This window comes from Actinomadura parmotrematis (assembly GCF_019458805.1).
GTDB lineage: Bacteria > Actinomycetota > Actinomycetes > Streptosporangiales > Streptosporangiaceae > Spirillospora > Spirillospora parmotrematis.
The window spans coordinates 154114-180418 of record NZ_JAIBOA010000015.1 but is presented as its reverse complement, the minus strand read 5'-3'; the positions used below and the strand labels follow the sequence as shown (position 1 = coordinate 180418).

Below are 26305 nucleotides of genomic sequence, written 5' to 3'. Positions count from 1 at the left end.
GAGGACGGCGGGCCGGATCAGTGCGGCAGGGCGTAGAGGACGGCGGGGAGCAGGGCGATGACCGGGACGGCGAGGGCGGCGGCGAGGCGGACGCCGCGGCGGGCGGGCACCGGCTCCAGCAGCCGGTTCACCCGGGCCATCACCGGGATGTCGTCGGCGGTCGCGACGCCGAGGGTGCCGGACGGGGCCGGTCCCGGGCGGGCGGCGGCGAAGCGCAGCAGCGCGGTCGCGAGCTCGCGCGCGGGACGCTGCCGCCGGGCGCGGTCGTCGGCGGCCATCTCGATCAGCAGCTCGACCGCGTCCAGGCACCGCCCGACCAGCCCGATCTGCGGGAACACCTGCCGGAGCGAGGCGAAGGGCAGCAGCACGAGGTCGTGGCGCTCGCGCGCGTGGGCGCGCTCGTGCGCGAGGACGGCGGCCAGCTCGTCGGCGTCCAGGAGCTCCAGCGTGCCGGCGCTCACCACGACCTTGGACGAGCGGACGCCCGGCACGCAGTACGCGGCGGCGCCCGGGTGGTCCAGCACGAGGGTGCCGGGGACGGCCGAGTCGCGGCGCGAGACGAGCGCGAGCAGCGCGCGGTGCCGGCGCCGGGCCCGCACGACGCGGAACACCGCCCACATCAGCATCGCGACGAGGACGGCGGCGAGGCTGGCGGCGGCGAGCAGCGCGGTCAGGTGGACGGTGTCCAGCCGGGCGGCCTGGTCGGCGACGAGGCCGGGCAGGCCGTGCACGATGCCCCGCTGGTAGGGCAGCAGGGCCAGGCCGAGCAGCGCCCCGATCGTGGAGACGCCCCAGCCGAGGCCGAGCGCCTGCCAGAGGGCGATGCCGGTGCGCGGCGAGCGCCACGTCCAGCGCGCCTTGGACAGCGCGTGCGCGCCGCCGACGGTCGCCAGCGAGATCAGTGCGAGCAGGGCCGCTCCGGTCATGCCGGTGGCTCCTTACCTGGGGTGCGCGAGGTGAGGTCGGCCAGTGCCTGGCGGATCACATCGATCTCATCACGCGAGACCGACTTGACGAAGTGTGCCAGAGCCGCGTCGCGGTCGCCCGTCTCATTGAGGGCGCCGAGCATCAGTTCGGCGACGTAGCCCTCCCGGCTCTCCACCGGCCGGTACCGCCAGGCCCGCCCGTCGCGCTCGCGCTGCAGGAAATCCTTCTTGGCCAGCCGGTCCAGGACGGTCATCACGGTGGTGTGGGCCAGATCACGGTCGCCGGCGAGCGCGCGGCTCACGTCGCGGGCGGTCGCCGCCGCCAGGCCGGCGTCCTCGCGCGCCCACAGAACCTCCATGACAGTGCGTTCAAGCTCTCCCAGACCCTTCACGGCACTCAGGTTAACCGACTGAGAGACAAGTCACCACGCCGGGTAGTACTACAGAGTTAAGTACTACGACGCGTAGTACTACATTCGGTGGCATGAGCTCTCTCGCGCTCCTGCACGACGCGGCGGCGGGCGCCGCGTCCCCGGCCGACTTCGCGGCCGCCCGCCAGCAGATGGCGTTCACCCTCGGCTTCCACATCGTGCTCGCCTCCATCGGCATCGGGCTGCCCGCCCTCACGCTGATCGCCGAGGGGCGGGCGCTCCGCACCGGCGACGCCGTCTACGCCGAGCTCGCCCGCCGCTGGATGAAGGCGGCGGGCGTGCTGTTCGCCGTCGGCGCCGTCTCGGGCACCGTCCTGTCCTTCGAGATGGGCACGCTCTGGCCGAACTTCATGGACACCTACGGCCAGGTCTTCGGCGCCGCGTTCGCGCTGGAGGGCATCGCCTTCTTCATCGAGGCGATCTTCATGGGGATCTACCTGTACGGGTGGGACCGGCTGTCGCCGCGCGCCCACTTCCTCACCGGCGTCCCGGTCGTCGTCGCCGGCCTGCTGTCGGCGTCGTTCGTGCTCACCGTCAACTCCTGGATGAACCAGCCGCGCGGGTTCAAGCTGGTCGACGGCAAGGTCACCGACGTCGACCCGCTCGCCGCCATGTTCAACCCCGCGACGCCCGTGCAGGCCGTCCACCTGATCCTGGCGTCGCTGATGGTCTGCGGCTTCCTCGTCGCGTCGGTGTACGCGGTCGCGCTGCTGCGCGACCGCAAGGCCGGGCGCGACGACCGCTACAACCGGCTCGGGTTCGCGATCCCGTTCAGCCTCGGCGCGGTCTGCGCGCCGCTGCAGATCCTCGTCGGCGACTGGGCGACGCGGTTCGTCGCCGACAACCAGCCGATCAAATTCGCCGCGATGGAGGGCGTCGAGCACACCCAGGCCGGCGTCCCGTTCCGGTTCGCGGTGTTCGAGGTCCCCGACATGCTCTCGCTGATGCTGAAGTTCGACACCCACGCGACGCTGCGCGGGCTGGACGCCTTCCCGGCGGACGTGCGGCCGCCCGCCGAGGTCGTCAAGACCGGCTTCGAGATCATGATCGCGATCGGCATGCTGCTGCTCGGCCTCGCCGCCTGGTGGGCGCTCACCTGGTTCCTGCGGCGCCGCGCGGGCGGCGCGTCCGGCGGCCGCGCCGCGCTGCCCTGGCAGGGCTGGTTCCTGCGCGCCGCGACGCTCGCCGGCGCCGCCGCCGTCATCGCGATGGAGGCCGGCTGGACCGTGACCGAAGTGGGACGCCAGCCCTGGATCGTCTACGGGGTGATGCGCACCACCGAGGCCGTCAACCCGAACCCCGGCCTCCGCTACGGCCTGTACGTGGTGCTCGCCGTCTACGCGCTGCTGACCGCCGCGATGGTCAGCGTGCTGCGGCGGATGCGGCACCGCCCGGCCCCGCCCGTCGCGGCGGCCGAGCCCGAGACGGCGGGTGCGCGATGAGCCTCGCCGACGTCGCCTTCGGGCTGGTCATGGTGGGCCTGTCGGCCTACCTGCTGTTCGGCGGCGCCGACTTCGGCGCCGGGCTCTGGCACCTGCTGTCGCGGCGCCGCGCCGACAAGGACGTCATCGAGCACGCGATGGGCCCGGTCTGGGAGGCCAACCACGTCTGGCTGATCTTCGTGCTGGTGATGACCTGGACGGCCTTCCCGCCGATCTTCGCGTCGGTGATGGCGGCGCACTGGGTGCCGCTCTCGCTCGCCGCGCTCGGCATCGTGGCGCGCGGCAGCACCTTCGTGTTCGCCAAGGCCGTCCCCGACCAGGGCTGGTACGCCTGGATCTTCGGGGCGTCCTCGCTGGTCACCCCGTACTGCTTCGGCGCGGTCGCGACGACCGTGACGACGGGCGGCACGTCCTGGCTGAGCGCGGCGGGCGTCTACGGCGGCGTCCTCACCACCGCGCTCTGCGCCTACCTCGCCGCCGTCTACCTGATCTGGGACGCCCGCCGCCTCGGCGACGCCGACGCGACGCTGCGCTTCCAGGGCTACGCGGTGCTGTCGGGCGTCGTCGTCGGGCTGCTGGCGCTGCCGGGCGCGGTCGTGTTCGGCGTCCGCTCGCCGATGCTGATCGTGTCGGCGGCGGCGGGGCTGGCGTCGCTGGTCCTGGTGCTGCGCCGCCGCTACGTGGCGGTCCGGGCGACGGGCGCGCTCGCCGTCGTCACCGTCCTGTGGGGCGCCGCCGAGACGGCGGGCCTGGACGTCGCCGCCGCGGCGGCGCACGACGCGGTCCTCCAAGTGGTCTTCGCCGCCCTCGGCATCGGCGCGGTCGTCCTGGTCCCCTCGCTGCTCTGGCTCTACGTCCTGTTCCAGCGCTCCGAACCCCCCGCGCGGCCCCGCCCCCTGTGAGGGGAGGATGGGGACATGATCACCGAGACGGTGCGGGTGCGGGCGGCGGAGCTGGCGGGGGCGGGCGGGCTGCCGGCGTTCGTGTACGACCTGGACGCGCTGCGGGCGCACGCCGCCGCGATCCGGGCGGCGCTGGACGCCGCCCCGGGCGCGCCCGAGCTGTTCTACGCCGCCAAGGCCAACCCCGACGCCCCGATCCTCCAGGCCCTCGCGCCGTACGTCGACGGCGTCGAGGTCGCCTCCGGCGGCGAGCTCGCGCACGTCCGCCGCGCCCTGCCGGACGCCCGGATCGCCTTCGGCGGGCCCGGCAAGACCGACGCCGAGCTGGCCGCGGCGCTGGACGCGGGCGTCGAGCGCCTGCACGTCGAGAGCCCGCACGAGCTGGCGCGCCTGGCCGCGCTCGGCCGCCCGGCCGACGTCCTGCTGCGCGTCAACCTCGCCGGGGACCGCGCGGGCGTCGCCCTGGCGATGTCCGGCCCCTTCGGCATGGACGCCGACGCCATCGGCGCGTGCGTCCCGCTGCTGGACAGCGCCCCGCACGTCCGGCTGCGCGGGATCCACGCGCACCTGGCGTCCGGCCTGGACGCCGCCGCGATGCTGCGCCAGTCCGCCGAGATCCTCGCCTGGGCGCGGCCCTGGCTCGCCGCCCGCGGCGTCCGCCGGCCCGAGATCAACCTCGGCGGCGGCATGGCCGTCGACTACGCCGACCCCGCGCACCTGTTCGACTGGCCCGCCTACGCCCAAGGCGCCGCCGCCCTCGCCCGTGACGGCGAGACCCTGCGCATCGAGCCCGGCCGCGCCGTCAGCGTCTACAGCGGCTGGTACGTCACCGACGTCCTGGACGTCAAGCGCGCCCACGGCGACTGGTACGCCGTCCTGCGCGGCGGCACCATGCACCTGCGCACGCCCGTCACCAAGCAGCACGACCAGCCCTTCACCGTCCTGCGCCGCGGCGGCGACGGCCCCGCCACCGACGCGCCCGTCACCCTCGTCGGGCAGCTCTGCACCCCCAAGGACGTCTTCGCACGCCAGGCGGACGCCGGACGCCTCGCCACCGGCGACGTCGTCGCGTTCGCGATGGCCGGCGCCTACGGCTGGAACATCTCCCACCACGGCTTCCTGATGCACCCCGAGCCCGGCTTCCATTACCTCGGCACGGCCCGGTTCTCTCCCTCGCGATGATTGATGTCCGGTTCGCCGGGCAGGGGGTCGGCTGCGAAACCGAAACGACAGACCGAACGACGAGGAGGAGGCCGAGAGTGAAGACCATCGAGCAGTCGATCGACGTCGCCGTCCCGGTGCGCACCGCTTACGACCAGTGGACGCGCTTCACCGATTTCCCGAAGTTCATGGAGGGCGTCGACCAGATCGACCAGATCACCGACACCCGGACCCACTGGCGGACGAGCATCGCCGGCGTCAAGCGCGAGTTCGACGCCGAGATCACCGAGCAGCGGCCGGACGAGCGGGTCGCCTGGAAGTCCCTGGAGGACCCGCAGCAGGCCGGTGTCGTGACGTTCCACCGCGTGGACGACGGCCACACCCGCGTGATGCTCCAGATGGACTTCGAGCCGGAGGGCGCCGCCGAGAAGGCGGGCAGCGCGCTCGGCGTGGTCGAGCACCGCGTCAAGGGCGACCTCAAGCGCTTCAAGGACCACATCGAGGCGCACGGCCAGGACGGCCCGGGCTGGCGCGGCGAGGTCGGGCAGGACCCGACCCGCTGACGCACCCCACGGCATGACCGAGGGCCGGGCACCCCGCGGGGTGCCCGGCCCTCGCCGCGTCAGGCGTCAGGCGGGGAGCGTCATCAGGGTGAAGGCCGCGGCGTTGTCGCCGGGGAAGGCGTCCTTGTCCTGGCCGCTCATCATCACCAGGGCCGCGCCGGCCAGCGGGCCGCGCGGGGCCTTCTTGTCCACCGCGAGCGGCAGCTCGATCTTGACGTCCTTCTTCGGCTTCAGGCCCTTCGGCACCGTGCACTTGACGGTCTGCGGGACGCCGGGCACCGGCTTGGCGGGCGTCGCCGTGCAGCCCTTCGGCGCCTTCTCCCCCACCGCCACGTAGAAGGGCGTCACGATCTGGAGCGCGGCGTCGGCGGTGGTGGCGCCCGTCCCGCTGTTGCCGACCGTCAGCGTCACCTTGGTGGTGTCGCCCGCCTTGACGATCTCGTTGCTCGCCTGGAGGTACAGGTCCGGCGCGGGTGCCAGCCGCTGGTGGGCCAGCGCCGTCCCGGCGAGCCCCCCGAAGGCGGCGGTCGCGGCGACGGTGACGGTGAGAGTGCGCAGGAGCATGGGTGCCTTCCTCGGTTCCACGAACTTGATCGAGTTCCCGATGCCCGGGCGGGCCGCCCGCAGTCGCCGCCCGGCCGTCCGTTGACCGAAGCTTGACCGGCCCCTGACCTGCGCCGACGCTAACTTCCGGTATGTCGCGGGGGCCGTCAATCGGTGCGGGTGAGCAGCTCCCGCGTCCACGGGCGGAACCCGACGCGCTCGTAGAGGCGCGCGGCGTCGGGGTTGGCGGCGAGGACGCCGATGCTCAGGTAGGCGATGCCGCGCTCGCGCAGCGCGGCCCGGCACGCCTCCAGCAGCGCGGCGCCGGTGCCGCCGCCGCGCGCCCCGGCCGCGACGACGAGGGTGTCCACCTCGCCGCGCCGCTCGCCGAGGTCGAAGGTGGCGCCGGGTCCGTGCAGGACGACGAAGGCGAAGCCGAGCGGCGCGTCGTCGCCGGGCCGCCGGGCGACGAGGAGGAGGCCCTCGTCCTTGGCGAGCAGGTCGAGGTACTGGGCGCGGCAGCGCTCCCACGAGTCGGCGCCGGCGCGGACCGGCCAGTCCCCGGCCACGACCGCGCGGTGGTGTTCGAGGAGCTGCGCCCAGAGCGGGCCGAGCCGCTCGACGTCCGCCGCCCCGCCGTTGATGATCTCTATGTCCATGCCGCGAACCTACGCGGTGCTCAGCCGTGCGACGCCGGCTCCAGCTCGCGCGGCGCGGGCTCGGCGGGCCCCGGCGGGACGGGCCGGGAGCGGCCCGGCCACCACCAGTTGGCGTGCCCGAGCAGGCTCATCAGCGCCGGGACGAGCACCAGCCGGACGATCGTGGCGTCCACCGCGACGGCGACGGCGAGGCCGAGCGCCATCATCTTGATCGTCGGGTCGGGCTGCGGCACGAAGCTGGCGAACACGAAGATCATGATGAGCGCCGCCGAGGTGATCAGCCGGGCGGTCGCGCCGATGCCGACGACGACGCTCTCGTGCGGGTCGCCGGACCGCTCGTACTCCTCCTTGATCCGCGACAGCAGGAACACCTCGTAGTCCATGGACAGCCCGAAGACCAGGGCGAACATGAACAGCGGCACGAACGACATGATGGGCACGGCCTGCTCCACCCCGAGCAGCCGGATCCCCCACCCCCACTGGAACACCGCGGTGACGACGCCGAACGAGGCGCCGATCGACAGCAGGTTCATCAGCGCGGCCTTCACCGGCACGACGACCGACCGGAACGCGACGACGAGCAGCAGCAGCGCGACGCCGACGACGGCGACCACGACGACCGGCATCCGGTCCCCGACGGTCGTCGCCAGGTCGATGATCGCGGGGTTCTCGCCGCCGAGGTAGATCCGCGCGCCCGGGTGGCGGTCCCGGACGGCCGGGATGTCGGTCGCCCGCAGCCGGTGCACGAGGTCGGTGGTGGCCTGGACGTGCGGGGCGTAGTCGGAGATGACGGTGAGCGTCGCCGTCGTCCCGATGACGGCGGGCTGCCCGACGTAGGCGACGCCCGGCACCCGCGACAGGCGCTCCTGGAGTTCGGCGCCGAGCAGCGTCGCCCGCTTGTCGGGCTTGAGGTCCGGGTCCGGCGCCCCCTTGATCGCGGGCGTCGGCGCGGCGGACGGCGTCGCGGGCGCGGTGACGGGCGGCGCGCCGATCCCGCCGAGCCCCTCGGGCCCCTTGATCACGGGCACCCGCGGCTTCGGCCGGCCGCTCCGCTCGGCGCCGGGCACCTTGGCGACGACGAGGAACGGGCTGTACTGGCCGGGCCCGAACTCGCCCGCGACGGTGTCGTACGCCTGCCGGGCGGGCTTGGACGGCGAGGCGATGCTGTCGGACATCACGCCGAAGCGCAGGCTGAGCGTCGGGAGGGCCAGGCCGAGCAGCACCAGCGTGGCGACGATCGCGTACGGCCAGGCCCGCCGGTCGACGTGGCGGCCCCAGCGCGTCCACCGGTCGGAGCCGCGCTCGGGCTTGATCCACGGCAGCCGGTAGCGGTCGATGTTCGGGCCGAGCGCGCCGAGGACGGCGGGCAGCAGGGTGAGCGCGGCCGCCACCATCAGCGCGACGGCGAGCGCGGACGCGGCGCCGATGCGGCCGACGAAGGTGATGCCCGACAGGAACAGCCCGCAGATCGCGAACACGACGGTGCCGCCCGCGAAGACGACGGCGTGCCCGGAGTGGGCGAGGGCGTGCCCGACGGCGGTCTCGGTGTCGTCGCCCGCCGCGAGCTGCTGCCGGTAGCGGGTGACGACGAACAGGGCGTAGTCGATGCCGGCGCCGATCCCGAGCATCGCCGCGACCATCGGCGCCGTCGGGTGCAGCTGGATCACCGACGCGGCGAAGTGGATCAGCGAGTAGGCGACCGCCATCCCGCAGAGCGACACGAGGATCGGCACGCCCGCGGCGAGGAACGAGCCGAACGCCAGCACCAGCACCGCCATCGCGAGGACGATCCCGGCGCCCTCCTGCGGCCCCGTCGCCGGCTGGTCCAGGAGCAGCGCGACGATGCCGCCGAACGTCACCTTCAGGCCGGCCTGGCGGGCGGGGTCGACGGCCTGGTCGAGCCGCTCCAGGTCGGCGCGCGTCACGTCGCCCATGGTGCCCTTGAAGGTGACCTGGACGGCGACCACGCGCGGGCTCTTCAGCCCGCCGAGGCCCTGCACGTAGGGGTTCTGCACGAACGCGACGCGGTCCAGCGCGGAGATCTGCTGGATCGACCGGCCGATGGTGAGCGTGGCCTGCCAGCTGTTCGGGCTCGCGTCCGGGGTCGCGGCGAACACGACCGTCGCGGTCGGGCCGGCCTGCGCGGGCAGGTCCTGGCGGAGCAGGTCGATGGCGCGCTGGGTCTCGGTGCCCGGCAGCGTGGACTGCTGCATGAACAGGCCGCCGTGCGCGACGCCGAGCACCCCGGAGCCGATGATCACCACCAGCCACAGCTCGAACACGGTGCGGCGCCGCCGCACGCACCAGCGGCCCAGCCTGTCCAGGAAGCGCGCCATGCCCGCAGAAAAGCACGCTCCCGCCGTTTTCTGCAATAGCTGCAACTTTGCAGTCATGGTAATCTCCGTGATGTGCATCACGCCGGACTGCGCGAGCGCAAGAAGGAGCGCACCCGCCGCGCCCTCGCCGCGGCGGCGCTCCGCCTGTTCGCCGAGCGCGGCTACGAGGAGACGACGATCGCCGACATCGCGGCGGCCGCCGAGGTGTCGCCGCGCACCTTCTTCGCCTACTTCCCGAGCAAGGAGGACGTGGTCTTCGCCGAGATCGACGACCGGCTCGCCGAGATCGACGCCCGGCTCGCCGACCGGCCGGACGGCGAGACGCCGCTGGAGACGATCCGGCGCGGCCTCGTCTACGCGGTGCGCGCCCTCGTCACCGCGCCCGGCGAGTACGGCGCCGCGCAGATCGCGCTGATCTTCGAGCACCCGTCGGTGCAGGCCCGGATGCTGCAGCGGATGACCGGCGTGCAGCGCGAGGTCGAGGAGCGGCTCCGCGAGCTCTGCCCCGGCCTCGACCCGATCGACGCGATCGCCGTCGGCGGCATCGCGGTCGGCGCGATGCAGGCGATCGTCGTGCACTGCCGCGGCGAGGGCCTGGACGCCGAGCGCACCGAGGCCGCCCTCGACCGCGCGATCGCGCTCGTCGAGCACGGCATCGGGTCGATCGCGGCGCTCCGCGCCGCCCCCTGAGACGCCGGCCGCCGGCCCGGGGAGGCGCCCCCGGGCCGGCGGCCGGTCCCGCCCGCCCCGGCTGGCGCGCGGATAGCATGCGGCGAGTCCCCCGCACGATCCGAAAGGCCCGACTTGCCGCGTCCCCTGCCGCTCGCGTCCCCGCCCGCGCCCGTGCTCGCGCCCGTGCTCGCGTGCCTGCTCGCGCTGCTGCTCGCCGCCTGCACGACCGGCCTGCCCGGCGGGCGCCGCGAGACCGTCGACCCGCCGCGCCGGACGCCGCTCGTGTACGCGCTCGGGGACAGCTACACCGTCGGCGTCCAGGGCGGCGCCACCCGCGCGACGGCGTTCCCCGCCGAGGCCGCCCGCCGCCTCGGCTGGCGGCTCGTCGCCGCCGGGCACGCCGGCACCGGCTTCGTCGGGACGGGCCGGATCGGCAAGCCCTTCGCGACGCTGTTCCAGGAGCAGCTCGCCTGGCGCGACGCCCCCGACCTCGTGATCGTCTCGGGCGGCCACAACGACGTCTGGTACCGGCCGGCGCGCGTCGAGCGCAGCGCCCGCAGCCTGCTGGACACCGTCCGGCGGCGCTGGCCGGGCGTGCCGCTGGTGCTGGTCGGGCCGCTGTGGGGCGGCGACCCCGGGCGGAAGGCGCTCGCCGTCCGCGACCTGCTCGGCCGGGTCGCGGCGGCCGCGGGCGCCACCTTCCTGGACCCGCTCGCCGAGCGCTGGATCACCGGCGACCGGCGCAAGGGCACCGGCAACGCGCCCGCCTACATCCGCTCCGACGGCACGCACCCGAACGCCGCCGGCAACGCCTACCTGGCCGGGCGGTTCGCCGCCGACCTGCGCGCCGCGCCCGCCCTCCGCCGGCTCGTCGCCGCCGGCGACGCGCGCGGCTAGCCGGCCGCCACCGGCACCGTCACCAGGGGCCGTAGGGGCCCATGTTGGAGCCGCCGCGCTTGCCGCCCTTGCCGCGGAACGGCTTCACCGCGGGCCGCACGTCGGCGAGGTAGACCGCCGCGCCGAGGAACGCCGCGACCGGCAGGATGCCGATGAGCAGGCCGATCGGCGAGACGCCGCGCGTCGGCAGCACCACGTACGCGAAGCCGATGACGGTCGCGACCGTCAAGATGATCGTCCAGAGCTTCTTGCTCTGCTTGCTCGCCGCCCCGTACGCGCCCGAGGGCACCAGCAGGGAGTCGACCAGCGCCCACGCCTCCATGACGAACGCGATGCCGAGCAGCAGCCAGAAGAAGTAGTCCAGGATCCCGAAACCCGTCACCGGTGATCAACGCTCCCGCGGTCCGGCGCGGCGGGCCGGCCGCCATGCCGCGCTCCTGCCGCCAGCCTAGGGCCACCGGCCTGTCTCCAGGAAAGACGACAGGGCCCGCCCGGGCGTTCCCGGGCGGGCCCTGCCGTACCGCGGAGCGTCAGGAGCCGCTCTTGCGGGTGGTGCCGGTGGTGCTGGCCGGCGACTTGACCTGCTGGCGCGCCGTCTTCTTGGCGGTCGCGGCCTTGGCCTTGGACGCGGGCTTGGCGGCGTCGCCCGCCGACACGGCCGCGACGCCCTCGGCGGACTCGGCGACCTCGGCGGCGGTGCGGTGCACGACCTTCTTGCCGCGCTCGGCCAGCTCGTCGACGAACTCGAAGGCGCGGGTGCCGAAGTGGGTCGTGTAGGCCACGACCGCGCCCGGCAGGTCCTTGACCTCGATCTTGTCCTGCAGCTTGGACACGTTGTCGCGGGCCTCGCCGCGGTAGCGGTCCACGTTCTTGCGGACCTCGACGCGGTAGCGGTCGACGGTGCCGCGCACCTGGCTGCGGTAGCCGTCCACGTTGCCGCGCGCGTCGTCCTGGTACTTGGCGACGGTCGCGCGGGCCTTGGTCACCTGGCCCGGCACCTCGCGGAGCTTCTCGACCGCGAAGTCGCCCGCGCCGGCGAGCGTGTAGACGGCCTTGTTGTCACGAATGGCGCTGGCGAGGGTCATCCGACCTCATCCTCTCTCAGGGGTTCGATCAACCGTGGCGTTACTCCCGTGGCGTCGTTCTCCTTGCGGAAGGACTCGTAGATGTCCAGCAGCACCTGCTTCTGCCTCTCGGTGAGGAGCAGGTCGTCCCGGACGGCCGCCGCCACGTCGGTGTCGGCCCCACGGTCCTCGAGAAAGCCGGCCTGCACGTACAGGGCCTCGGCGGAGATGCGCAAACCCTTGGCGATCTGGGCCAGGATCTCCGCGCTGGGCTTGCGCAGCCCGCGCTCGATCTGGCTCAGGTAGGGGTTGGAGATCCCCGAGACGTCCGCGAGCTGGCGGAGCGAGATCTTCGCGCGCGTCCGCTGCTCCCGGATGTACTCCCCGATGGAGCCGACCTTCGAACTTGCCATGTCCCCACCTTGCGTCAGGGTGCTTGCAATTGCAAGCGCTCAGCTAGCACTTTCGCCGTGACACCGCTCACAAACCCTTCGCGACAAGGGCTTCTCGCAGTTCAGGGGTGCTAGCAGGATCCGGGGATCCTGCTAGCACCCCTGAACGGGTACGCGCGGCGCGCCGGTCAGCTCACCTCGGACGCGGGCGCCGACCAGGTGTTGCAGACGCCGAGCCCGCGGCCCTTGAAGCCCTGCACCACCCAGCCGGCGTAGTGCCGGGCGAGGCCGTGGTCGCGCTCGTCGGGCGCCTTGTCGTCGTCGCCGCGCCCGCGCACGTCGTTGATCATGTAGGCGTACTGGGCCTGCGTCATCGGCAGCGTGTCCCGCTCGCTGCCGAGGAACGCGCCCGCCAGGCACTGCGCCTGCAGCTCGATGCGCCGGCTCGCCTCGTTCCGCGCGGCCTCGGTCGACGCGGCGGGCGCGCTGTGCGCGTACTCCAGGATGCCCGCCGCGTCCTGGACGTGGTGGCCGTACTCGTGCGCGATGACCCGCGCGAACACCGCGTAGTGCGACAGCGGCTCGTTCGCCGACGTCTTCACCACGTCGCGCAGCCCCACGTACATGCTGTTGTTGGCCGGGCAGTAGAACGCCGACGCGCCCGGCGCCGGGTAGTTCCCGCAGGGGCTGCTGCCGGGCGTCAGCCAGAACACCCGGCGCGGCGGCCGGAAGGAGATGCCGATCTTCCCGAACTGCGCCGCCCAGGAGGCGTCCAGGCAGTCGCTCAGCGTGTTCATGAAGCGGTTCATCGACGCCGACGCCGCCCCGATCGCCGGCAGCCGGCAGCCGCGCGCCGCCAGCGGCCCCGAGGTGTACAGCCTGCTGTCGTAGGCGGCGGCGCGGCCGGTCGGCGCGCGGTTCCCGCTCGTCCCGCGCGAACCGCCGGACGCCCCGGTCCCCGCGGACGACCCGGCGGACGCGCTGCGGCCGATGGCGGCCAGTCCGAGCACCCCGAGGACGCCGACGATGGCGACGAGCGCCAGCACCCCGCCGATCACACCGCCCGCCGAGCGCTGCGGCGGGCGGCGCGGCGGCGCGTAGTGGTACCCCTGGTACTGGGGGGGATACTGCCGGTAGGGCGGGTACTGCGGTGGGTGACGCGGTGCGGGCGGACCGTAGTACGGCGGCGGCGCCGGAGGCGGCGGAGGGCCCCAGGGGGGTTGTTGACCGGCCATAGCCGGAAATCATTGCACGGCTTGGCGCTACGATTGCCGCTCATGTCGGCTCTTGCGTCGTTCGGCCATGCGCGACGGGCGGCCACCGCCCTCACCACCACCGCCCTGGCGTGCCTGCTGGCCGCCGCGCCCGCGAGCGCCGCCGCCCCCGCGCAGGCGTCCGCGGGACGCGTCCTGAGCGACGCGGTCACCATCGGCCTCGCCCGGGACGGCGCCGCGCACGTCAAGGAGACGATCTCCTACTCCTTCTCCGGCGAGCGGCAGCTCTCCCGCAAGTACGTCACCCGCGTGCACGAGAGCGTCACCGAGGACCGCCTCTACAAGCTCGACAACCTGCGCGCGAGCAGCCCCGACGGCGGTCCCGCCGAGGTCGCCACCAGCGTCTCGGGCACCGAGACGACCGTGAAGGTGTCCGGGACGGGCGCGCTCACCGGCAAGCGGACCGTCGTCCTGGAGTACGACCTGCGCGGCGTCACCGCCGCCGTCGGCGCCGCGCAGGAGATGCGCTGGCCCGCCGTCGGCGGCTGGTCGGTTCCGGTCGACAGCGCCCGCGTCACCGTCAGCGCCCCCGGCGAGATCCGCAGCGTCAACTGCTTCTCCGGGCCGCTCCAGAGCTCGGTCGGCTGCACCCAGTACTACATGGACCACAGCCACACCCAGGGCATCTACGCGCAGCAGCAGATGCTGCCGGGCGAGTACCTGACGGTCGTCGCCGGGCTGCCCGCCGGCACCGTGCAGGACCCGCCGCTGCACGAGCGGCGCCACACCGCCGCCACCGCGTTCTCGGTGAACGGCGTGACGGGCGGCGCGCTGCTCGGCCTGCTGCTGCTGCTCGGCGGCGGCGTCCTCGCCCTCTACCTGCTGCGCGGCCGCGACCAGCGGGCCGTCGCCGGCAAGGCCGCCGAGGGCGACCAGGCCCCCGTCGGCGGCGGCGGGTTCGAGCCGCCGCACGGGGTGCGCCCCGGCCAGATCGGCACCCTCATCGACGAGCAGGCCGACGTCATCGACGTCACCGCCACCATCGTCGACCTGGCGGTCCGCGGCTACCTGCGGATCGACGAGGAGGACCGCGAGGTCACCGGCCGCATGGACTGGGAGCTCGTCCGCCTCGACCGGCCCGGCGCCGAGGAGCTGCTGCGCTACGAGCGGCTGCTGCTGGACGCCCTGTTCACCGGCCCGGACGGCGCGCCGCGCCCGGCGGTGAAGCTGTCGGACCTCGGCGGCACCTTCGCCACGCAGCTCGCCGAGGTCCGCTCGGCGATGTACGACGACGTCGTCGAGCAGGGCTGGTTCGCCCGCCGCCCCGACACCGTCCGGTCCCGCTGGACGATCACGGGCGTCGTCCTCACCGTCCTCGGCGTCGCCGGGACCGTCGCGCTCGCCCTCACCACCGACTACGCCCTCGCCGGCCTCGCCGTGATCATCGCGGGCGGGGCGCTCGCCTACGGCGGCCAGTACATGCCCGCCAAGACCGCGCGCGGCTCGACCGTCCTCGCCCACACCATCGGGTTCCGGGCGTTCCTGGAGCGGGGCGAGATCCCCGACGGCGGGCCGGTCGCCTCGCAGCAGCGGATCGCGCTGTTCTCGCGGTTCCTGCCGTACGCGGTCGTGTTCGACACCGTCCCGAAGTGGGCGGAGACGGTGAAGGACGCGGGCGAGCGCGCGCAGGGCGCCGACAACCTGTACTGGTACGAGGGCCCGGCCGAGTGGGACCTGTCGCGCTTCGCCGAGTCGATGCGCACCTTCACGCTCGCCACCTCGGGCTCCATCTCCCAGTCGCGGGGCCTCTAGCCGGGGCGGCCTCGTTCACCTGGCTCGGCCTCACCGCCCTCGGCGCCCGCGGCCCGCGGCGCCGCAGGTCCGCGCGCCGGGACGGCGACCGCCGGCACGGTTGAAAGGCCGGAAACGGGTAGGGCTACGGGCGGAGGTGGGAACGACATGCTCAACGCCACATCACCGCTGGCCGACGGGGGGCAGACCGGTGCGAACTACTGGCTGATCCTCGCGCCCGTCGCGATCGCCATCGCCCTCGCCACCTGGCTGCTGCTGACCAAGCGCTCCCAGCGCATGGCCGAGCACCCGGACGAGGCCGCGGATCCGAACACGCGGCGCCAGCTCGCGGAGACCGGCGTCAGCGGCGGCGTCGTCGACCCCGGGGTCGTCGGCGAGGACCGCGCCCGCGCCCAGCGCGACGCCGCGGCCGCCGAGGAGGCCGCCGTCCGCGCCGAGCAGGAGGACATGCTGGTCGTCGACGACGAGGGCAACACCTCGCCCGCGACCGCCCCGTCCGGCCGCACCTCGACCGGCGGCGTCGCCCCGGAGGGCACCGCCCCCGGCGACCCCCGCTCCGGCGGCGCCCACCGCGCCTGACCCGCGCGCCCTCCCCGACCACCCGGTCACCCATCGTCGAGATGCGGGCGGTCGGGTCGCTCGCCGTGCCCGTCGCGGTGCGCCGCTTCCGCGATCAGCGCCCGCTCGTCGTCGCGATCGTGGCGCTCAGCCCCGCCGGGTTCGGCGGGGCGGCGTGGGCGCCGGTCGGGTCGGTGTGGCTGTGGACGGTGCCGCTCGGCCTCGCTCAGGGCGCCGGCTGCTTCATCGCCGCCTTCGGCCCGCTGGCCGTCGCCATCCTCCTGCTGGTTCCGGGCCTCGCGGCCGTCCGGAACCGCACGATCGGCGCTCCCGCCCCCGCACCCTCGCCGTCCAGGCCGTCTCCCCTCCCCTAGAGTTCTCCGCTTCCCCGGCGGCCGGGCACCGTCAGCCCCGCCACCCGCTCCGGCAAGGCCCGTGTCCCAGGCTCGCACCTTTCACGATCTTGCTCAGCGCCCCTGTCCGCCGCTCGTATCGGGCGGTGCCGCCCCCGCCGCGGTAAAGCGCGGCCCGCGGGAGGGACATTCACGGCAGGGCCGGTCATTTTCCTGCCGTCGCGCCCCCAAGTCGAGCTATGCACAAGTTTCGCGTCGATTTTTCGGCCGATACTGGGGGTGTACGGAAGAGCACTCGGGGAGGCCGAGATGAACGCAGAGCTTGTACCGATGGTCGTGCGCCTGGGCGACGGGCCCCTGCTGTGGATCGGGCCGATCGCCGTCTTCCTCGCGCTGGGCGCGTGGCTGACCCTGACGGTCCGCTCGGTGCGGCCGTCCCGCGCCCAGTACGTGAAGTGGGCCAAGGACTACGTGCCGCCGCGCCGGGGTCCGGTCGAGGGCGGCACGTACCGCTACACGCCGGGGATGTACTCGCACAGCTACGCGCCCGGAGAGATCCCCGAGATGCCCCGCCAGGCGTCCCCCGCGATCATCCCGGACGCCGCCGCCACCACGGACGGCATCACCCGCATCCCGTCCTGACCCCCCGACCACTCCACGTCGACTTGCGGCGTGTTGCCTTCCTGGAACGTTCCAGGAAGGCAACACACCGCAAGTCGACGAAGGGCGACCAGGTGGTCATAGGGCCGCGGGGCGGACGGGGCGGGCGGGGCGGGTCAGAAGAGGCCGGGGGCCAGGCGGACGGCGCCCACCTGCTCGCCGGCCCCGTGCAGCGGGGCGGCGGCGAAGGGCTCCAGGTCGGCGGGGACGTCCTCGGCCGTGCCGAGGACGCGGAGAAGCCCCACGGTGACGGGCACCCGCGCCCGCATCGCCCCGTCGTCGATCTTGACGGCGCCGGCGCGCCCGTCGGCGGTCGCGAAGGCGTCGACGCCCTCGGCGCCGCACTTGACCAGCAGGCCCGGCACCGCGTCCATGAGGAGCCGCTCGACGCGCCGCTCCCCCGACGTCCACTGCGGGTGGGCGCGCATGGCGTCGGCGAGGCGCCGCTCGGGGCTGCCGGGCGGGGCGGTGACGAGGGCGCGGAAGCCGCGCGCGACGCCCGTCGCCGAGATCGCGAACAGCGGCGCGCCGCAGCCGTCGATCCCGACGGCCGCGGGCTTCTCGCCGGTCAGCTCCTCGACGACCTCGGCGACGAGCCGCTGCAACGGGTGGTCGGCGTCCAGGTAGGTGGCGGTGGGCCAGCCCGCCGCGACGCAGGCCGCGAGCATCCCGGCGTGCTTGCCGGAGCAGTTCATCCGCAGCCGCGACGCGCCGCCGCCCGCGCGGGCGTGGGCGAGCGCGACCGCGTCCTCCATCGGCCACGACTCCGGGCACTGGAGCGCGTCCGCGCCGAGCCCGGCGCCCGCGAGGATCCGCTCGGCGCCCTCGACGTGGAAGTCCTCGCCGCTGTGGCTCGCCGCCGACAGGGCGAGCAGCTCGTCCCGCAGGTCCAGGCCGGCGCGCATCATCGCGACGGCCTGGAACGGCTTCACCGCCGAGCGCGGGAAGATCGGCACGTCCGGATCGCCGGCGCTCGCCGCGACGGAGCCGTCGGCGGCGAGCCCGACCGCGCTGCCGCGGTGCCGGGACTCGACGAAGCCGGACCGCTCCACCTCGACCAGGACCGGGTTGATCCGCACGTCGTCCCCCTCGCGCCTCGATGATCAACTCTCAGGATAGGCGGCGCGCGGGGATGCCCCGGGCGGCGGGTCAGCCGGGCCGGACGCCGAGCAGCGCGCGCGCCTCGGCCACCGGCATCGCGGGCCGCTGCGCCAGCTCGGCCGCCTGCGCGGCGCGCGCGACGAGCTGGGCGTTGGACGCGACGGGCACGCCGCGCGCCAGCGTCAGCGTGTCCTCCATCCCGACCCGCAGGTGCCCGCCCGCGGCGAGCGCGGCGAACATGACGGGCAGCGCGGTCCGCCCGACGCCGGTCGCCGACCAGGTCGCGCCCGCGGGCAGCGCGTCGACGGCGGCGACGAGCGTCCGCGCGTCGCCGGGCATCCCGCCGGGCACCCCCATGACGAGGTCGCAGTGCACGTGCCCGCCGTAGGGAGCGCCGTGCTTGTCCAGCAGCCGGCGCAGGGCGGCGATGTGCCCGAGGTCGAACAGCTCGAACTCGGGGACGATCTCCAGCTCCTGCGTCCGCCGGTACAGCTCGACCATGAACGGCCAGGGGTTCAGGAACACCTCGTCGCCGAAGTTGACGGTGCCGCAGGTCAGCGAGCAGCCGTCCGGCGCGGCGTCCAGGACCCGCAGCCGGTCCTCGTAGGGGTCGGTGACCGCGCCGCCGGTGGACAGCTGGACGATCAGCCCGGTGCCCTCCCGCAGCGCCGCGACCGTCTCCGCCAGCCGCCCCGCGTCCAGGGTGGGCCGCGCGTCGCCGTCGCGGATGTGCACGTGCACGACGGCCGCGCCGGCCGCCTCGCACTCCTTGGCCGTCCGTACCAGCTCGTCCAGGGTGACCGGCAGGGCCGGGACGTCCGCCTTGGCGGACTCGGCGCCCGTGGGCGCCACCGTGATGAGCGTCGTTGCTCCCATGACGGCAGAATGCATGGTCGTGAGAGCTGTAGTCCAGAGAGCCGCCGGGGCGAGCGTCACCGTCGAGGGCCGCGTCACCGGCTCGTTCGACGGTCCGGGCCTGGTCGTGCTGCTCGGCGTGACCCATGACGACACCCCCGACAAGGCCCGCAAGATGGCGGCGAAGCTGTGGGGGCTTCGGATCCTGGACGGGGAGAAGTCGGCGTCCGACATCGGCGCCCCGCTGCTGGTGATCAGCCAGTTCACCCTCTACGGCGACGCCCGCAAGGGCCGGCGCCCGACGTGGATCGCGGCCGCGCCGGGCCCGGTCGCCGAGCCGCTGGTGGACGCCGTCGTCGCCGAGCTGCGCGCGCTCGGCGCCGAGGTCGGGACGGGCGAGTTCGGCGCGGACATGAAGGTCGCGCTCGTCAACGACGGCCCGATCACCCTGATCGTCGAGCTGTGAGGGGTCAGCCGCCCAGCCCGTAGAGGGCGAGGACGACGGCGGCGGCGGTCGCGGCGACCGTCACCAGGATCATCAGCCGGTCGGTCCGCGCGAGCCGCCCGCGCACCGCCGTCGAGTGGACGAGGACGCCGCCGCCGGCGCCGTCGTCGGTCGGCGCGGGCAGCGGCTGCGGGCGGGGGCGCCGCCCGGCGAGGCGGAGCAGCGCGGTGTTCTTGAGGCGCTGGTGCTCGGGGCCGCACGCGAACAGCCGGCCGCGCGCGGGCTCGCGGCAGGCGTGGCCCTGCCGCAGCATGATCCGGCAGATGCCCGGGACGAGCAGGAACTCGTACAGGCACCACAGGGCGAGGCCGGCGAGCGCGATCCGCCACGACTCGGCCAGCACCGCGGCGCCCGCGAGGAGGGCGAACAGCAGCCACCAGAGCAGCGGCGACTCGCGCCGGCGGCGGCGCCGGCGGCCCGCCGCCCTCCGCACCACCGGTGACGGCGGCTGGCTCCCGGGGCTCGCGGCCATCGGCGCACCTTCCCTGACGGCGGCGGATACCTACGCCTGTCGAGTGTGCCCGGGGTCGGACCGTTTTACCCCCTATTTGCCGCCGTTCGGCGAAGTTCGATCTTCACGTTGGCGCCCGTGTCGGGCGACACCACGACCTCCTGGGCCGCCGCGACCCCGCCGGCCAGCAGCTCCGCGTCCACCGGCGTGCTCCGCTTCACCAGCGCGAGCGCGACCGGCCCGAGCTCGTGATGCCGCGCCGCCGACCCCACGAAACCCACCGTCCTCCCGCCGGGAACCTCCACCGGGTCGCCGTGCGCGGGGAGCCGGTCGACGCTGCCGTCCAGGTGCAGGAAGACCAGGCGGCGCGGCGGGCGGCCGAGGTTGTGCACCCGCGCGACGGTCTCCTGGCCCCGGTAGCAGCCCTTGTTCAGGTGGACGGCCTCGTCGATCCAGCCCATCTCGTGCGGGATCGTCCTGTGGTCGGTGTCCAGCCCCATGCGCGGGACGTGCGCGGCGATCCGCAGCGCCTCGTACGCCCACAGCCCCGCCGGGCGGAGGCCCTCGGGGGCGGGCGTGCCGCGCGGCACGATGCGGGTGACGAGGCCCGCGACGTCGGGGAAGGCCGGCCCGGTGCCCTCGCCCGCCGGACCGGTCACCACGGCGTACCGGTCGGTGACGTCGGCGACCTCGACGCACAGCATGAACCGCATCCGGTCGAGGAACCCCGCGAGCGCGGGCGCGGTGCCGGTCTCCACGTGGATCCAGACGGTCTCGCCGTCGTCCACCAGGTGCAGGTGGTGCTCGACGTGCCCGTTCGGGCTGAGCAGCAGCGCCTGCGTCGCGGCGCCCGGGGCGAGGCCCTCCAGGTGCTGGCTGAGCAGGCTGTGCAGCCACGGCAGGCGGTCCGGCCCGGTGACCGTGACGACGCCGCGGTTGCTCCGGTCCACGAACGCGGTCCCGGCCTCCAGGGCGCGCTGTTCCTGCGACGGCTCGCCGTAGTGCGCGGCGACGTCCTGGTCGGGGGCGTCGGCGGCGACGGCCCCGCGGGTGTCCAGCAGCGGGCTCTTCATGCGCCCAGCCTATGCGCCGGCGCAGTCCCTGCAGCGGCCGTAGACGGTGAGGTGGTGCACGTCGGTGACGAACCCCGACCGGCCGTGCAGCGTCTCGGCGAGCGACGCCGCCGCCTTCGGGTCGGCGTCCTCGGCGCGGCCGCAGGCGCGGCAGACCAGGTGGATGTGCTCGGCCTCGGCGGCCAGGTGGTAGTTGGGCGGCCCGTGCCCGAGGTGGGCGTGCCGGACGAGCCCGAGCTCCTCCAGGAGCTCCAGCGTCCGGTAGATGGTGGAGATGTTGACGCCCTGGGCGGTCCGCTGCACCTCGGTGCAGATCTCCTCGGGCGTGGCGTGCTCCAGGTTCGTCACCGCTTCGAGGACGAGCTGCCGCTGCGGCGTCACCCGGTAGCCCTTCGCCCGTAGCTCCTGCTGCCACGTCTCGGCCATGACCGAGAGTGTATGCACCCCCGGCCGGGCGCGGGACGGCCGTCGCGCCCGGCGTCCCGCCGACGGGTGGGACGGGTGGGGGAGAAAAGCATTTGCCCTGGCGCGCGCGGCTGACATAGCTTGCAGTCACGCGCGAAAGGAGGTGGTCCAAGAAATGATTTCTCTTGGGACTCGCGAGGTGGCTGTCCGCTAGTCGCCGTCAACGCCTCGGCGCCGCCGTCTTCGCGCGGTGGCACGTCCGGTCACGACGGTGACCGGCGAATACCAGGCAGACACCCGATCCCCGGACCGATGGGCCAGTCCCGTCCATCTCCCGCCACCCGGCGGGAAGGTCCGGGGATCGTTCCCTGTCCGGGACCCTCCCGAGCGGGGCTCCGGCCGGGACGGCGTCAGCCGGCCTTCTTCAGCTGCGCCGACAGGTGCACCTGGAGGGGCTGGCCCATGGCCGCCATCTCGTACACCCAGCCGAGGTCGCGGACGCCGTCCTTCTCCGGCAGCAGCCCGTACATGCGGGCCCCGGCGGTGACCTCCTTGGCAGTGGCGGTGCGCGCCACGACGTCCGTCCGGAGCTGGATCCGGTGGAACGCCAGGTTCCCGACGTAGATCTCCACGATGCCGGTCGGGTGCGCGAGCGTCACCTCGATCTCGTTGCCCGGCTGCGGCCGCCAGTACCCGGTCTCGGTGGCGAGCGGGCGGCCGACGGTGCCGTCCGGCTCGATCAGCCAGCTCCGGCTGGAGTAGCTGAGGAACGGCTTGCCGTTGTGGCCGAAGGTGACCTCCTGGCCGAAGTTGAACGCCTCGATCGTCGGGTAGTCGCCGACGCCGGCGCCCTTCCACGTTCCGAGCAGGAACTCCAGCGGCTTCAGGTCCGGGTGCAGGTCGGGCTCCATGGGCACCGAGCGTAGCGGTCCCGGGAGGCTCGGGACGCCGGTCACTGGCGGCGCGGGAGCACGGTGGCGATCATCGCGCCATGGAGTACGTCCTCGGGATCGTCGCGGCGGTGTTCTTCGTGGTCGGCTGGGTGTGGCGGATGCGCTGGCGGGCGCTCGGCGACAAGGCCCGGCAGGTGACGGGCGCGGCGTACCCGGGACCGTCCGGCCCGCTCCGCGCGCCCTTCTCCGGCGCGCCGTGCGTCTGGTACAAGGTGCAGGCGACGGCCAAGACCGCGTCCGGCAAGAGGACGTTCGTGGACGAGCGGTCGCGGGAGCCGTTCGTCGTCGGGGGCGTCCTGGTGGACCCGCACGAGAAGTTCGTGGACGGCGTCACCGAGCAGACGTTCCCGCCGTCCCCGGCGCTGCCGCAGCTGCCGCCGGCCGACCGGCCGGAGTCCTACTCCTACAAGGAGTGGATCCTGCCGCCGGGCCTGCCGCTCACCGTCCTGAACGCCGAGGCGCAGGGCCTCATCAGCACCCGGGACGCCTCGGGGGTGCGGCGCCGCGCCCTGAAGTTCATGGCGATCGGCTACGGCACCGGCGGCCTGCTCCTCGTCCTCGCCATCGCCTACGCGATCTTCAAGCACGTGACGGACGGCTGGCTCTGGCTCTGGTAGAGCCCTCTCACGGCGCGGCCTCGGGATCGAGCTCCGCACGCAGCAGCGCGTGCACGGACTTACCGCCGCTCGCGAGCGGGTTGACGCCCCACCCACCGGTGATGAGCCCGACCATCGCGAGCCCCCGCCCCGACGTGCTGACGAGGTCGAGCGGGCGCTCCTCCGGCAGCTCCGGGCTCGGGTCCCACACCTCCAGGACGGGCCCGGCGGCGGACACGTAGACCCGCACGGTGATCCGCTCCCCCGCCCCGGCGGCGTGCCGGTACGCGTTGGTCACCAGCTCGCTCGCGACGGCCCGCCCCACCTCGACGGACACGTCGTCGTACCCTTTGTCGTACAGCCAGTCCGCGACGAACTCCCGCCCCGCCCGCGCCGCCTCCGGCGCCGACGCGAGGACCAGCGCGCTCACCCCGTCCACCGGCCCCGCCGGCGGCCCCGTCACCTGCCCGCACACCATGCCCGACCTCCACGAAGACGAACCTCGAAGCTTCACTTTGTGCTTCCTTTCCCTCACATTCAGCCACGAGAGGGCGTAGGTTTCCTGGTAAGTGAGAGGACACAAGCCGTCCGCTCACAATGGCTGGCAGATCACTAACCTCAACGAGGCGAGCGCATGCCGACAAGGAACATCGACCCCGAACTGGTGGCGTTCGGCGAAGTGGTCAAGAAGACCCGGGCGGACGCCGGGCTGACTCAGGGCCAGGCGGCTGCAAAGCTGTCCGTGACCAGAAGCTACATCTCGCAGGTGGAGGCCGGGCACACGCGCTGCCGCTCGGACTTCGCGGTTCGCTTGGACAAGGAGCTCGGCGCGAACGGGGTGATCGCTCAGGCGTGGAACGACCTCTTGGAAGCGATCAAGGCGGTGCGCTACCCCAAGGCATTCGCCAGCTATCCGAAGGCCGAGGCCACGGCCGTACTGCTGCGGGACTGGGAGGACCGGCACGTCTACGGCCCCTTCCAGACCGAAGCCTACGCACGCGTGCTGCTCGGCGACGACGCTGCCGTCGCCGCAAGGATGCGGCGCCGTGACAGCATCCTCCGAGACCAGGGGCCGCTGACGTTCGTCGTCCTCGACGAGAGCGTCCTCCGGCGCCGGATCGGCACCGGAGGACTCATGCGGGAGCAACTCCTCTTCCTCGAAGAGATCTCCAGCAGAGATCGCATATATCTACAGATAGCCCCTATCGCCTACTATCGAGGCGTGTGGGGATCCTTCGCCATTGCCCGGCAGGCGGACCACAGCGAGATCGCCTATGCGCTCCACGCGTTCGGCGGCGAGACCACCAACGATCCCGATCGCATAGCAAGAGCCGGCGAGGCCTTCAGCACCCTGCAAGCGCTGGCGCTGAACGTCGACGACTCGCGTGAACTCATCAGAGAGGTCAGGGAGGGCACGTGGACTTGATCGAACCGGTTTGGCGAAAGGCTTCGAGAAGCTCGGACCAGGGCGACAACTGCGTGGAACTGGCCAGCGCCCGCGACGCCGTCGCCGTACGCGACAGCAAGGACGCGACCGGCCCCCACCTCCTCGTGAACCGCGCCGCCTTCCAACGCTTCACCGACGCCATCAAGAACCTCTAGCACGTCGCACCCGGTTGAGTTGCGGCGCCCTGCTCCGGGCAGGCCGCCGCGACTCAGCCATCCGGGAACCGCCTCTTGCCTAGGACCGAGAACCGACCGAAGGTTGGTTGAAAGGCAACAGGACGGTAGGCACATGCACCTCACGACACCTTGGCGCAAAGCCGCCCGCAGCGACGACAAGGGCGGCGACTGCGTGGAGCTGGCCGGTGCCCGCGACGCCGTCGCCGTACGCGACAGCAAGGACGCGACCGGCCCCCACCTCCTCGTGAACCGCGCCGCCTTCCGGCGCTTCTCCGACGTCGTCAAGCACCTCTGATCAGCGCGTCCCCGCAATGACCACCCGGTCGCCGTCCGTTGAGATGCGGCGTGTTGGCCACTTTGAAGATCGAAAGTGGCCAACACGCCGCATCTCAACTTTGGGTGACCGGGTGGTCGGGGCGGCGAAGGAGGGCCGGGTGATCGGGGGGGCTGCCAGGATGGCGGCATGGAACGTGTACTGGGCATCGGCGGGTACTTCCTGCGGGCGGCCGACCCCATCGCCCTGGGGGCGTGGTACCGCGAGTGCCTCGGCCTGGACGCCGACGAGAACGGCGCGTGGCGCCAGGAGGCCGGGACGACGGTGTTCGCGGCCTTCGAGTCCGGGACCGACTACTTCGGCTCCCGCACGCAGCAGACCATGCTGAACTTCCGCGCCCGCGACCTGGACGCGATGCTCGCGCAGCTCCGCGCCAAGGGCGCCGAGGTGTCCGCGGAGACGCAGGACATGGACGGCGTCGGCCGGTTCGGCTGGGTGACCGACCCCGAGGGCAACCGCGTCGAGCTCTGGCAGCCCGCCGCCTGACGGCGCGGCGCCCCCTCCCCTCGCGGCCCGGTGGTCGTTGCGGCCCGGCGGACGCGGGGCACGGCGGTGCGCGGCACGGCGGTCGTGCGGCTCGGTGGTCGCAAGGCACGACGGTGCGCGGCACGGCGGACGCGGGGCACGGCGGTGCGCGGCCCGGCGGTCGTGCGGCTCGGTGGTGCGGTGGTGCGGTGGTGCGGTGGCGTCCGTAGGGGCGCGGTGTCGCGCGGCTCCATGGTCGCCGGCTCGGCGGTCGCAAGGCACGACGGTGCGCGGCCCGGCGGACGCGGGGCACGACGGTGCGCGGCACGGTGGTCGTGCGGCTCGGTGGTGGGGTGGTGTCCGTAGGGGTGCGGTGTCGCGTGGGGGCGTGGGCGCGTGGCTCGGTGGGCGCACGGATTGCACAGGAAGGGCGCATGCGGTGCGGACCGCGCCGGGGTGCGCGTTCCTAGGCTCCTGTGTCGCATCCGTCTCGCCTCCGGCGAGATCAGTGGCAGAGGGATTCCGAGGTCCACCCTATGAAGATCAAGTTGATCGTGGGCGCCGCGGCCGCGCTGGCCGCGGCGGGCGCCGCCGCCGTCGCCGTCCCGTCGCTCGCCGCCCCGTCGACGGCGACGCCCGTCGCCGCCGCCCAGGCCACGAGCTCGGTGCTGAAGTCCGGGCAGACCCTGAAGGCGGGCCGGTCGCTGCACTCCCCCGACGGCCGGTACAAGCTCATCATGCAGACCGACGGCAACCTGGTCGTCTACAAGAAGTCCAAGGCGATCTGGAGCTCGCACACCTGGGTCAAGGGTTCGTCCGCGACCATGCGGACGAACGGCGACCTGGTGGTGGCCAAGGGGAGCCACCAGTACTGGCGGAGCCACACCGACGGGGACAAAGGCGCCTACCTCAAGCTCCAGAACGACGGCAACGCCGTGGTCTACAAGGGCAAGACCGCGCTGTGGTCCAGCTACCAGTGGATCAGCACGCTGTCCAACGGGGTGACGCTCTACCCGTACCAGAAGGTCGTCTCGCAGAACGGCGCCTGGCAGCTCCGCCAGGAGCCGGGCGGCGACCTGGCGCTGTACTCCGGCGGCAAGCTCAGGTGGCACACCGGCACGTCCGGTCACAAGGGCGCGACGACGACCATGCAGGCGGACGGGAACCTGGTCGTCCGCGCGGGCGGCAAGGCGCTCTGGTCGACGCACACGTGGCACAAGAGCACCTGGCTGGCCGTCCAGAACGACGGCAACGTGGTCGTCTACACCGGCCACATGCAGGCCCTGTGGGACCGCTACCACGGCCACCACTGACCCGTCCCGCCCGGCGCCGCGCGCGGGCGCGGCGCCGGGCGGCGCG

At 73.7% G+C, this 26305-nt stretch carries 33 protein-coding genes; 17 read left to right on the top strand and 16 right to left on the bottom strand.

What is annotated here, in order from left to right; all coding sequences use genetic code 11:
• Positions 1 to 17: 17 nt before the first annotated feature.
• Both K1Y72_RS23485 and K1Y72_RS23480 read right to left on the bottom strand, forming a co-directional pair.
• Positions 18 to 926 (bottom strand): M56 family metallopeptidase, encoded by a 909-nt coding sequence (locus tag K1Y72_RS23485; protein ID WP_220168583.1) that lies wholly within the window; start codon positions 924 to 926, stop codon positions 18 to 20.
• Positions 923 to 1318 carry a BlaI/MecI/CopY family transcriptional regulator gene (locus K1Y72_RS23480; RefSeq protein ID WP_308287197.1) on the bottom strand — a complete coding sequence of 132 codons (396 nt, stop codon included), beginning with the start codon at positions 1316 to 1318 and terminating at the stop codon, positions 923 to 925. Before K1Y72_RS23480 ends, K1Y72_RS23485 begins: the two co-directional genes overlap by 4 nt.
• Positions 1319 to 1410: 92 nt before the next feature.
• Between K1Y72_RS23480 and K1Y72_RS23475 the strand changes: the two genes are divergently transcribed.
• The 4 genes from K1Y72_RS23475 (at position 1411) to K1Y72_RS23460 (ending at position 5425) form a co-directional block, all read left to right on the top strand.
• Positions 1411 to 2799 (top strand): cytochrome ubiquinol oxidase subunit I, encoded by a 1389-nt coding sequence (locus K1Y72_RS23475; protein ID WP_220168582.1) that lies wholly within the window; start codon positions 1411 to 1413, stop codon positions 2797 to 2799.
• Positions 2796 to 3701, top strand: coding sequence for a cytochrome d ubiquinol oxidase subunit II (locus K1Y72_RS23470; protein ID WP_220168581.1), 906 nt, complete (start codon positions 2796 to 2798; stop codon positions 3699 to 3701). Before K1Y72_RS23475 ends, K1Y72_RS23470 begins: the two co-directional genes overlap by 4 nt.
• Positions 3702 to 3716: 15 nt before the next feature.
• Complete coding sequence (locus tag K1Y72_RS23465) at positions 3717 to 4883, top strand: alanine racemase (protein ID WP_220168580.1); 1167 nt, start codon at positions 3717 to 3719, stop codon at positions 4881 to 4883.
• Positions 4884 to 4960: 77 nt separating this feature from the next.
• Positions 4961 to 5425, top strand: coding sequence for an SRPBCC family protein (locus K1Y72_RS23460; RefSeq protein ID WP_220168579.1), 465 nt, complete (start codon positions 4961 to 4963; stop codon positions 5423 to 5425).
• Between the two features lie 66 nt (positions 5426 to 5491).
• On the opposite strand, the gene K1Y72_RS23455 is transcribed toward K1Y72_RS23460, so the two are convergent.
• From K1Y72_RS23455 to K1Y72_RS23445, 3 genes are all read right to left on the bottom strand, one after another.
• Positions 5492 to 5989 (bottom strand): hypothetical protein, encoded by a 498-nt coding sequence (locus tag K1Y72_RS23455; protein WP_220168578.1) that lies wholly within the window; start codon positions 5987 to 5989, stop codon positions 5492 to 5494.
• Positions 5990 to 6135: 146 nt separating this feature from the next.
• Entirely contained in the window at positions 6136 to 6627 is a 492-nt protein-coding gene (locus tag K1Y72_RS23450; RefSeq protein WP_220168577.1) for a GNAT family N-acetyltransferase, read from the bottom strand.
• Between the two features lie 20 nt (positions 6628 to 6647).
• Positions 6648 to 8963 carry an MMPL family transporter gene (locus K1Y72_RS23445; RefSeq protein ID WP_220168576.1) on the bottom strand — a complete coding sequence of 772 codons (2316 nt, stop codon included), beginning with the start codon at positions 8961 to 8963 and terminating at the stop codon, positions 6648 to 6650.
• 72 nt (positions 8964 to 9035) lie between these two features.
• On the opposite strand from K1Y72_RS23445, the gene K1Y72_RS23440 reads away from it, so the two are divergent.
• Positions 9036 to 9653, top strand: a complete 618-nt coding sequence (locus K1Y72_RS23440; protein ID WP_220168575.1) for a TetR family transcriptional regulator — start codon at positions 9036 to 9038, stop codon at positions 9651 to 9653.
• Positions 9654 to 9767: 114 nt separating this feature from the next.
• Positions 9768 to 10532, top strand: coding sequence for an SGNH/GDSL hydrolase family protein (locus K1Y72_RS23435; protein ID WP_220168574.1), 765 nt, complete (start codon positions 9768 to 9770; stop codon positions 10530 to 10532).
• Positions 10533 to 10551: 19 nt separating this feature from the next.
• On the opposite strand, the gene K1Y72_RS23430 is transcribed toward K1Y72_RS23435, so the two are convergent.
• The 4 genes from K1Y72_RS23430 to K1Y72_RS23415 all read right to left on the bottom strand — a co-directional run bounded on the left by K1Y72_RS23430 (position 10552) and on the right by K1Y72_RS23415 (position 13046).
• Positions 10552 to 10914 (bottom strand): DUF2516 family protein, encoded by a 363-nt coding sequence (locus K1Y72_RS23430; RefSeq protein WP_308287196.1) that lies wholly within the window; start codon positions 10912 to 10914, stop codon positions 10552 to 10554.
• A gap of 148 nt (positions 10915 to 11062) precedes the next feature.
• Positions 11063 to 11617, bottom strand: coding sequence for a hypothetical protein (locus K1Y72_RS23425; RefSeq protein WP_220168573.1), 555 nt, complete (start codon positions 11615 to 11617; stop codon positions 11063 to 11065).
• Positions 11614 to 12009, bottom strand: a complete 396-nt coding sequence (locus K1Y72_RS23420; protein WP_220168572.1) for a helix-turn-helix domain-containing protein — start codon at positions 12007 to 12009, stop codon at positions 11614 to 11616. The genes K1Y72_RS23425 and K1Y72_RS23420 overlap by 4 nt, the downstream gene beginning before the upstream one ends.
• Positions 12010 to 12176: 167 nt before the next feature.
• Positions 12177 to 13046, bottom strand: a complete 870-nt coding sequence (locus tag K1Y72_RS23415) for a neutral zinc metallopeptidase (protein WP_308287195.1) — start codon at positions 13044 to 13046, stop codon at positions 12177 to 12179.
• A gap of 219 nt (positions 13047 to 13265) precedes the next feature.
• Here K1Y72_RS23415 and K1Y72_RS23410 point away from each other — a divergent pair, with 219 nt between their 5' ends.
• The 4 genes from K1Y72_RS23410 to K1Y72_RS23395 all read left to right on the top strand — a co-directional run bounded on the left by K1Y72_RS23410 (position 13266) and on the right by K1Y72_RS23395 (position 16567).
• Complete coding sequence (locus tag K1Y72_RS23410; protein ID WP_220168570.1) at positions 13266 to 15014, top strand: DUF2207 domain-containing protein; 1749 nt, start codon at positions 13266 to 13268, stop codon at positions 15012 to 15014.
• A gap of 147 nt (positions 15015 to 15161) precedes the next feature.
• Positions 15162 to 15593, top strand: a complete 432-nt coding sequence (locus K1Y72_RS23405) for a hypothetical protein (RefSeq protein ID WP_220168569.1) — start codon at positions 15162 to 15164, stop codon at positions 15591 to 15593.
• A gap of 41 nt (positions 15594 to 15634) precedes the next feature.
• A complete protein-coding gene (locus K1Y72_RS23400; protein ID WP_220168568.1) occupies positions 15635 to 15946 on the top strand; it encodes a hypothetical protein in 312 nt (103 codons plus the stop codon).
• Positions 15947 to 16255: 309 nt separating this feature from the next.
• Entirely contained in the window at positions 16256 to 16567 is a 312-nt protein-coding gene (locus K1Y72_RS23395; protein WP_220168567.1) for a hypothetical protein, read from the top strand.
• A 134-nt stretch (positions 16568 to 16701) separates the two neighbouring features.
• Here the strand turns inward: K1Y72_RS23395 and K1Y72_RS23390 are convergent, their stop codons facing one another.
• Entirely contained in the window at positions 16702 to 17664 is a 963-nt protein-coding gene (locus K1Y72_RS23390; RefSeq protein ID WP_220168566.1) for an asparaginase, read from the bottom strand.
• 70 nt (positions 17665 to 17734) lie between these two features.
• On the bottom strand, positions 17735 to 18562 hold the full coding sequence (locus tag K1Y72_RS23385) for a beta-keto acid cleavage family enzyme (RefSeq protein WP_220168565.1): 828 nt from the start codon (positions 18560 to 18562) through the stop codon (positions 17735 to 17737).
• Positions 18563 to 18581: 19 nt separating this feature from the next.
• On the opposite strand from K1Y72_RS23385, the gene dtd reads away from it, so the two are divergent.
• The gene (gene dtd, locus K1Y72_RS23380; RefSeq protein WP_220168564.1) at positions 18582 to 19007 is read left to right on the top strand and encodes a D-aminoacyl-tRNA deacylase; all 426 of its coding nucleotides are present in this window, start codon (positions 18582 to 18584) and stop codon (positions 19005 to 19007) included.
• 4 nt (positions 19008 to 19011) lie between these two features.
• On the opposite strand, the gene K1Y72_RS23375 is transcribed toward dtd, so the two are convergent.
• From K1Y72_RS23375 to K1Y72_RS23360, 4 genes are all read right to left on the bottom strand, one after another.
• Complete coding sequence (locus K1Y72_RS23375; protein WP_220168563.1) at positions 19012 to 19518, bottom strand: hypothetical protein; 507 nt, start codon at positions 19516 to 19518, stop codon at positions 19012 to 19014.
• Between the two features lie 65 nt (positions 19519 to 19583).
• Complete coding sequence (gene ygfZ / locus K1Y72_RS23370; RefSeq protein WP_220168562.1) at positions 19584 to 20570, bottom strand: CAF17-like 4Fe-4S cluster assembly/insertion protein YgfZ; 987 nt, start codon at positions 20568 to 20570, stop codon at positions 19584 to 19586.
• A gap of 9 nt (positions 20571 to 20579) precedes the next feature.
• Complete coding sequence (locus K1Y72_RS23365) at positions 20580 to 20996, bottom strand: Fur family transcriptional regulator (RefSeq protein WP_220168561.1); 417 nt, start codon at positions 20994 to 20996, stop codon at positions 20580 to 20582.
• A 389-nt stretch (positions 20997 to 21385) separates the two neighbouring features.
• Entirely contained in the window at positions 21386 to 21886 is a 501-nt protein-coding gene (locus K1Y72_RS23360) for a heme-binding beta-barrel domain-containing protein (RefSeq protein ID WP_220168560.1), read from the bottom strand.
• Between the two features lie 80 nt (positions 21887 to 21966).
• Between K1Y72_RS23360 and K1Y72_RS23355 the strand changes: the two genes are divergently transcribed.
• The gene (locus tag K1Y72_RS23355; protein WP_220168559.1) at positions 21967 to 22545 is read left to right on the top strand and encodes an E3 ubiquitin ligase family protein; all 579 of its coding nucleotides are present in this window, start codon (positions 21967 to 21969) and stop codon (positions 22543 to 22545) included.
• Between the two features lie 7 nt (positions 22546 to 22552).
• On the opposite strand, the gene K1Y72_RS23350 is transcribed toward K1Y72_RS23355, so the two are convergent.
• A complete protein-coding gene (locus tag K1Y72_RS23350; protein ID WP_220168558.1) occupies positions 22553 to 23002 on the bottom strand; it encodes an ATP-binding protein in 450 nt (149 codons plus the stop codon).
• Positions 23003 to 23158: 156 nt separating this feature from the next.
• Here K1Y72_RS23350 and K1Y72_RS23345 point away from each other — a divergent pair, with 156 nt between their 5' ends.
• From K1Y72_RS23345 to K1Y72_RS23325, 5 genes are all read left to right on the top strand, one after another.
• The gene (locus tag K1Y72_RS23345) at positions 23159 to 23950 is read left to right on the top strand and encodes a helix-turn-helix domain-containing protein (protein ID WP_220168557.1); all 792 of its coding nucleotides are present in this window, start codon (positions 23159 to 23161) and stop codon (positions 23948 to 23950) included.
• On the top strand, positions 23941 to 24126 hold the full coding sequence (locus K1Y72_RS23340) for a DUF397 domain-containing protein (protein WP_220168556.1): 186 nt from the start codon (positions 23941 to 23943) through the stop codon (positions 24124 to 24126). The genes K1Y72_RS23345 and K1Y72_RS23340 overlap by 10 nt, the downstream gene beginning before the upstream one ends.
• 133 nt (positions 24127 to 24259) lie before the next feature.
• A complete protein-coding gene (locus K1Y72_RS23335) occupies positions 24260 to 24442 on the top strand; it encodes a DUF397 domain-containing protein (protein ID WP_220168555.1) in 183 nt (60 codons plus the stop codon).
• A 168-nt stretch (positions 24443 to 24610) separates the two neighbouring features.
• Positions 24611 to 24967: a VOC family protein gene (locus tag K1Y72_RS23330; RefSeq protein WP_220168554.1), complete on the top strand. Its 357-nt coding sequence runs from the start codon at positions 24611 to 24613 to the stop codon at positions 24965 to 24967.
• A 515-nt stretch (positions 24968 to 25482) separates the two neighbouring features.
• A complete protein-coding gene (locus tag K1Y72_RS23325) occupies positions 25483 to 26259 on the top strand; it encodes a hypothetical protein (RefSeq protein WP_220168553.1) in 777 nt (258 codons plus the stop codon).
• Positions 26260 to 26305: the final 46 nt, after the last annotated feature.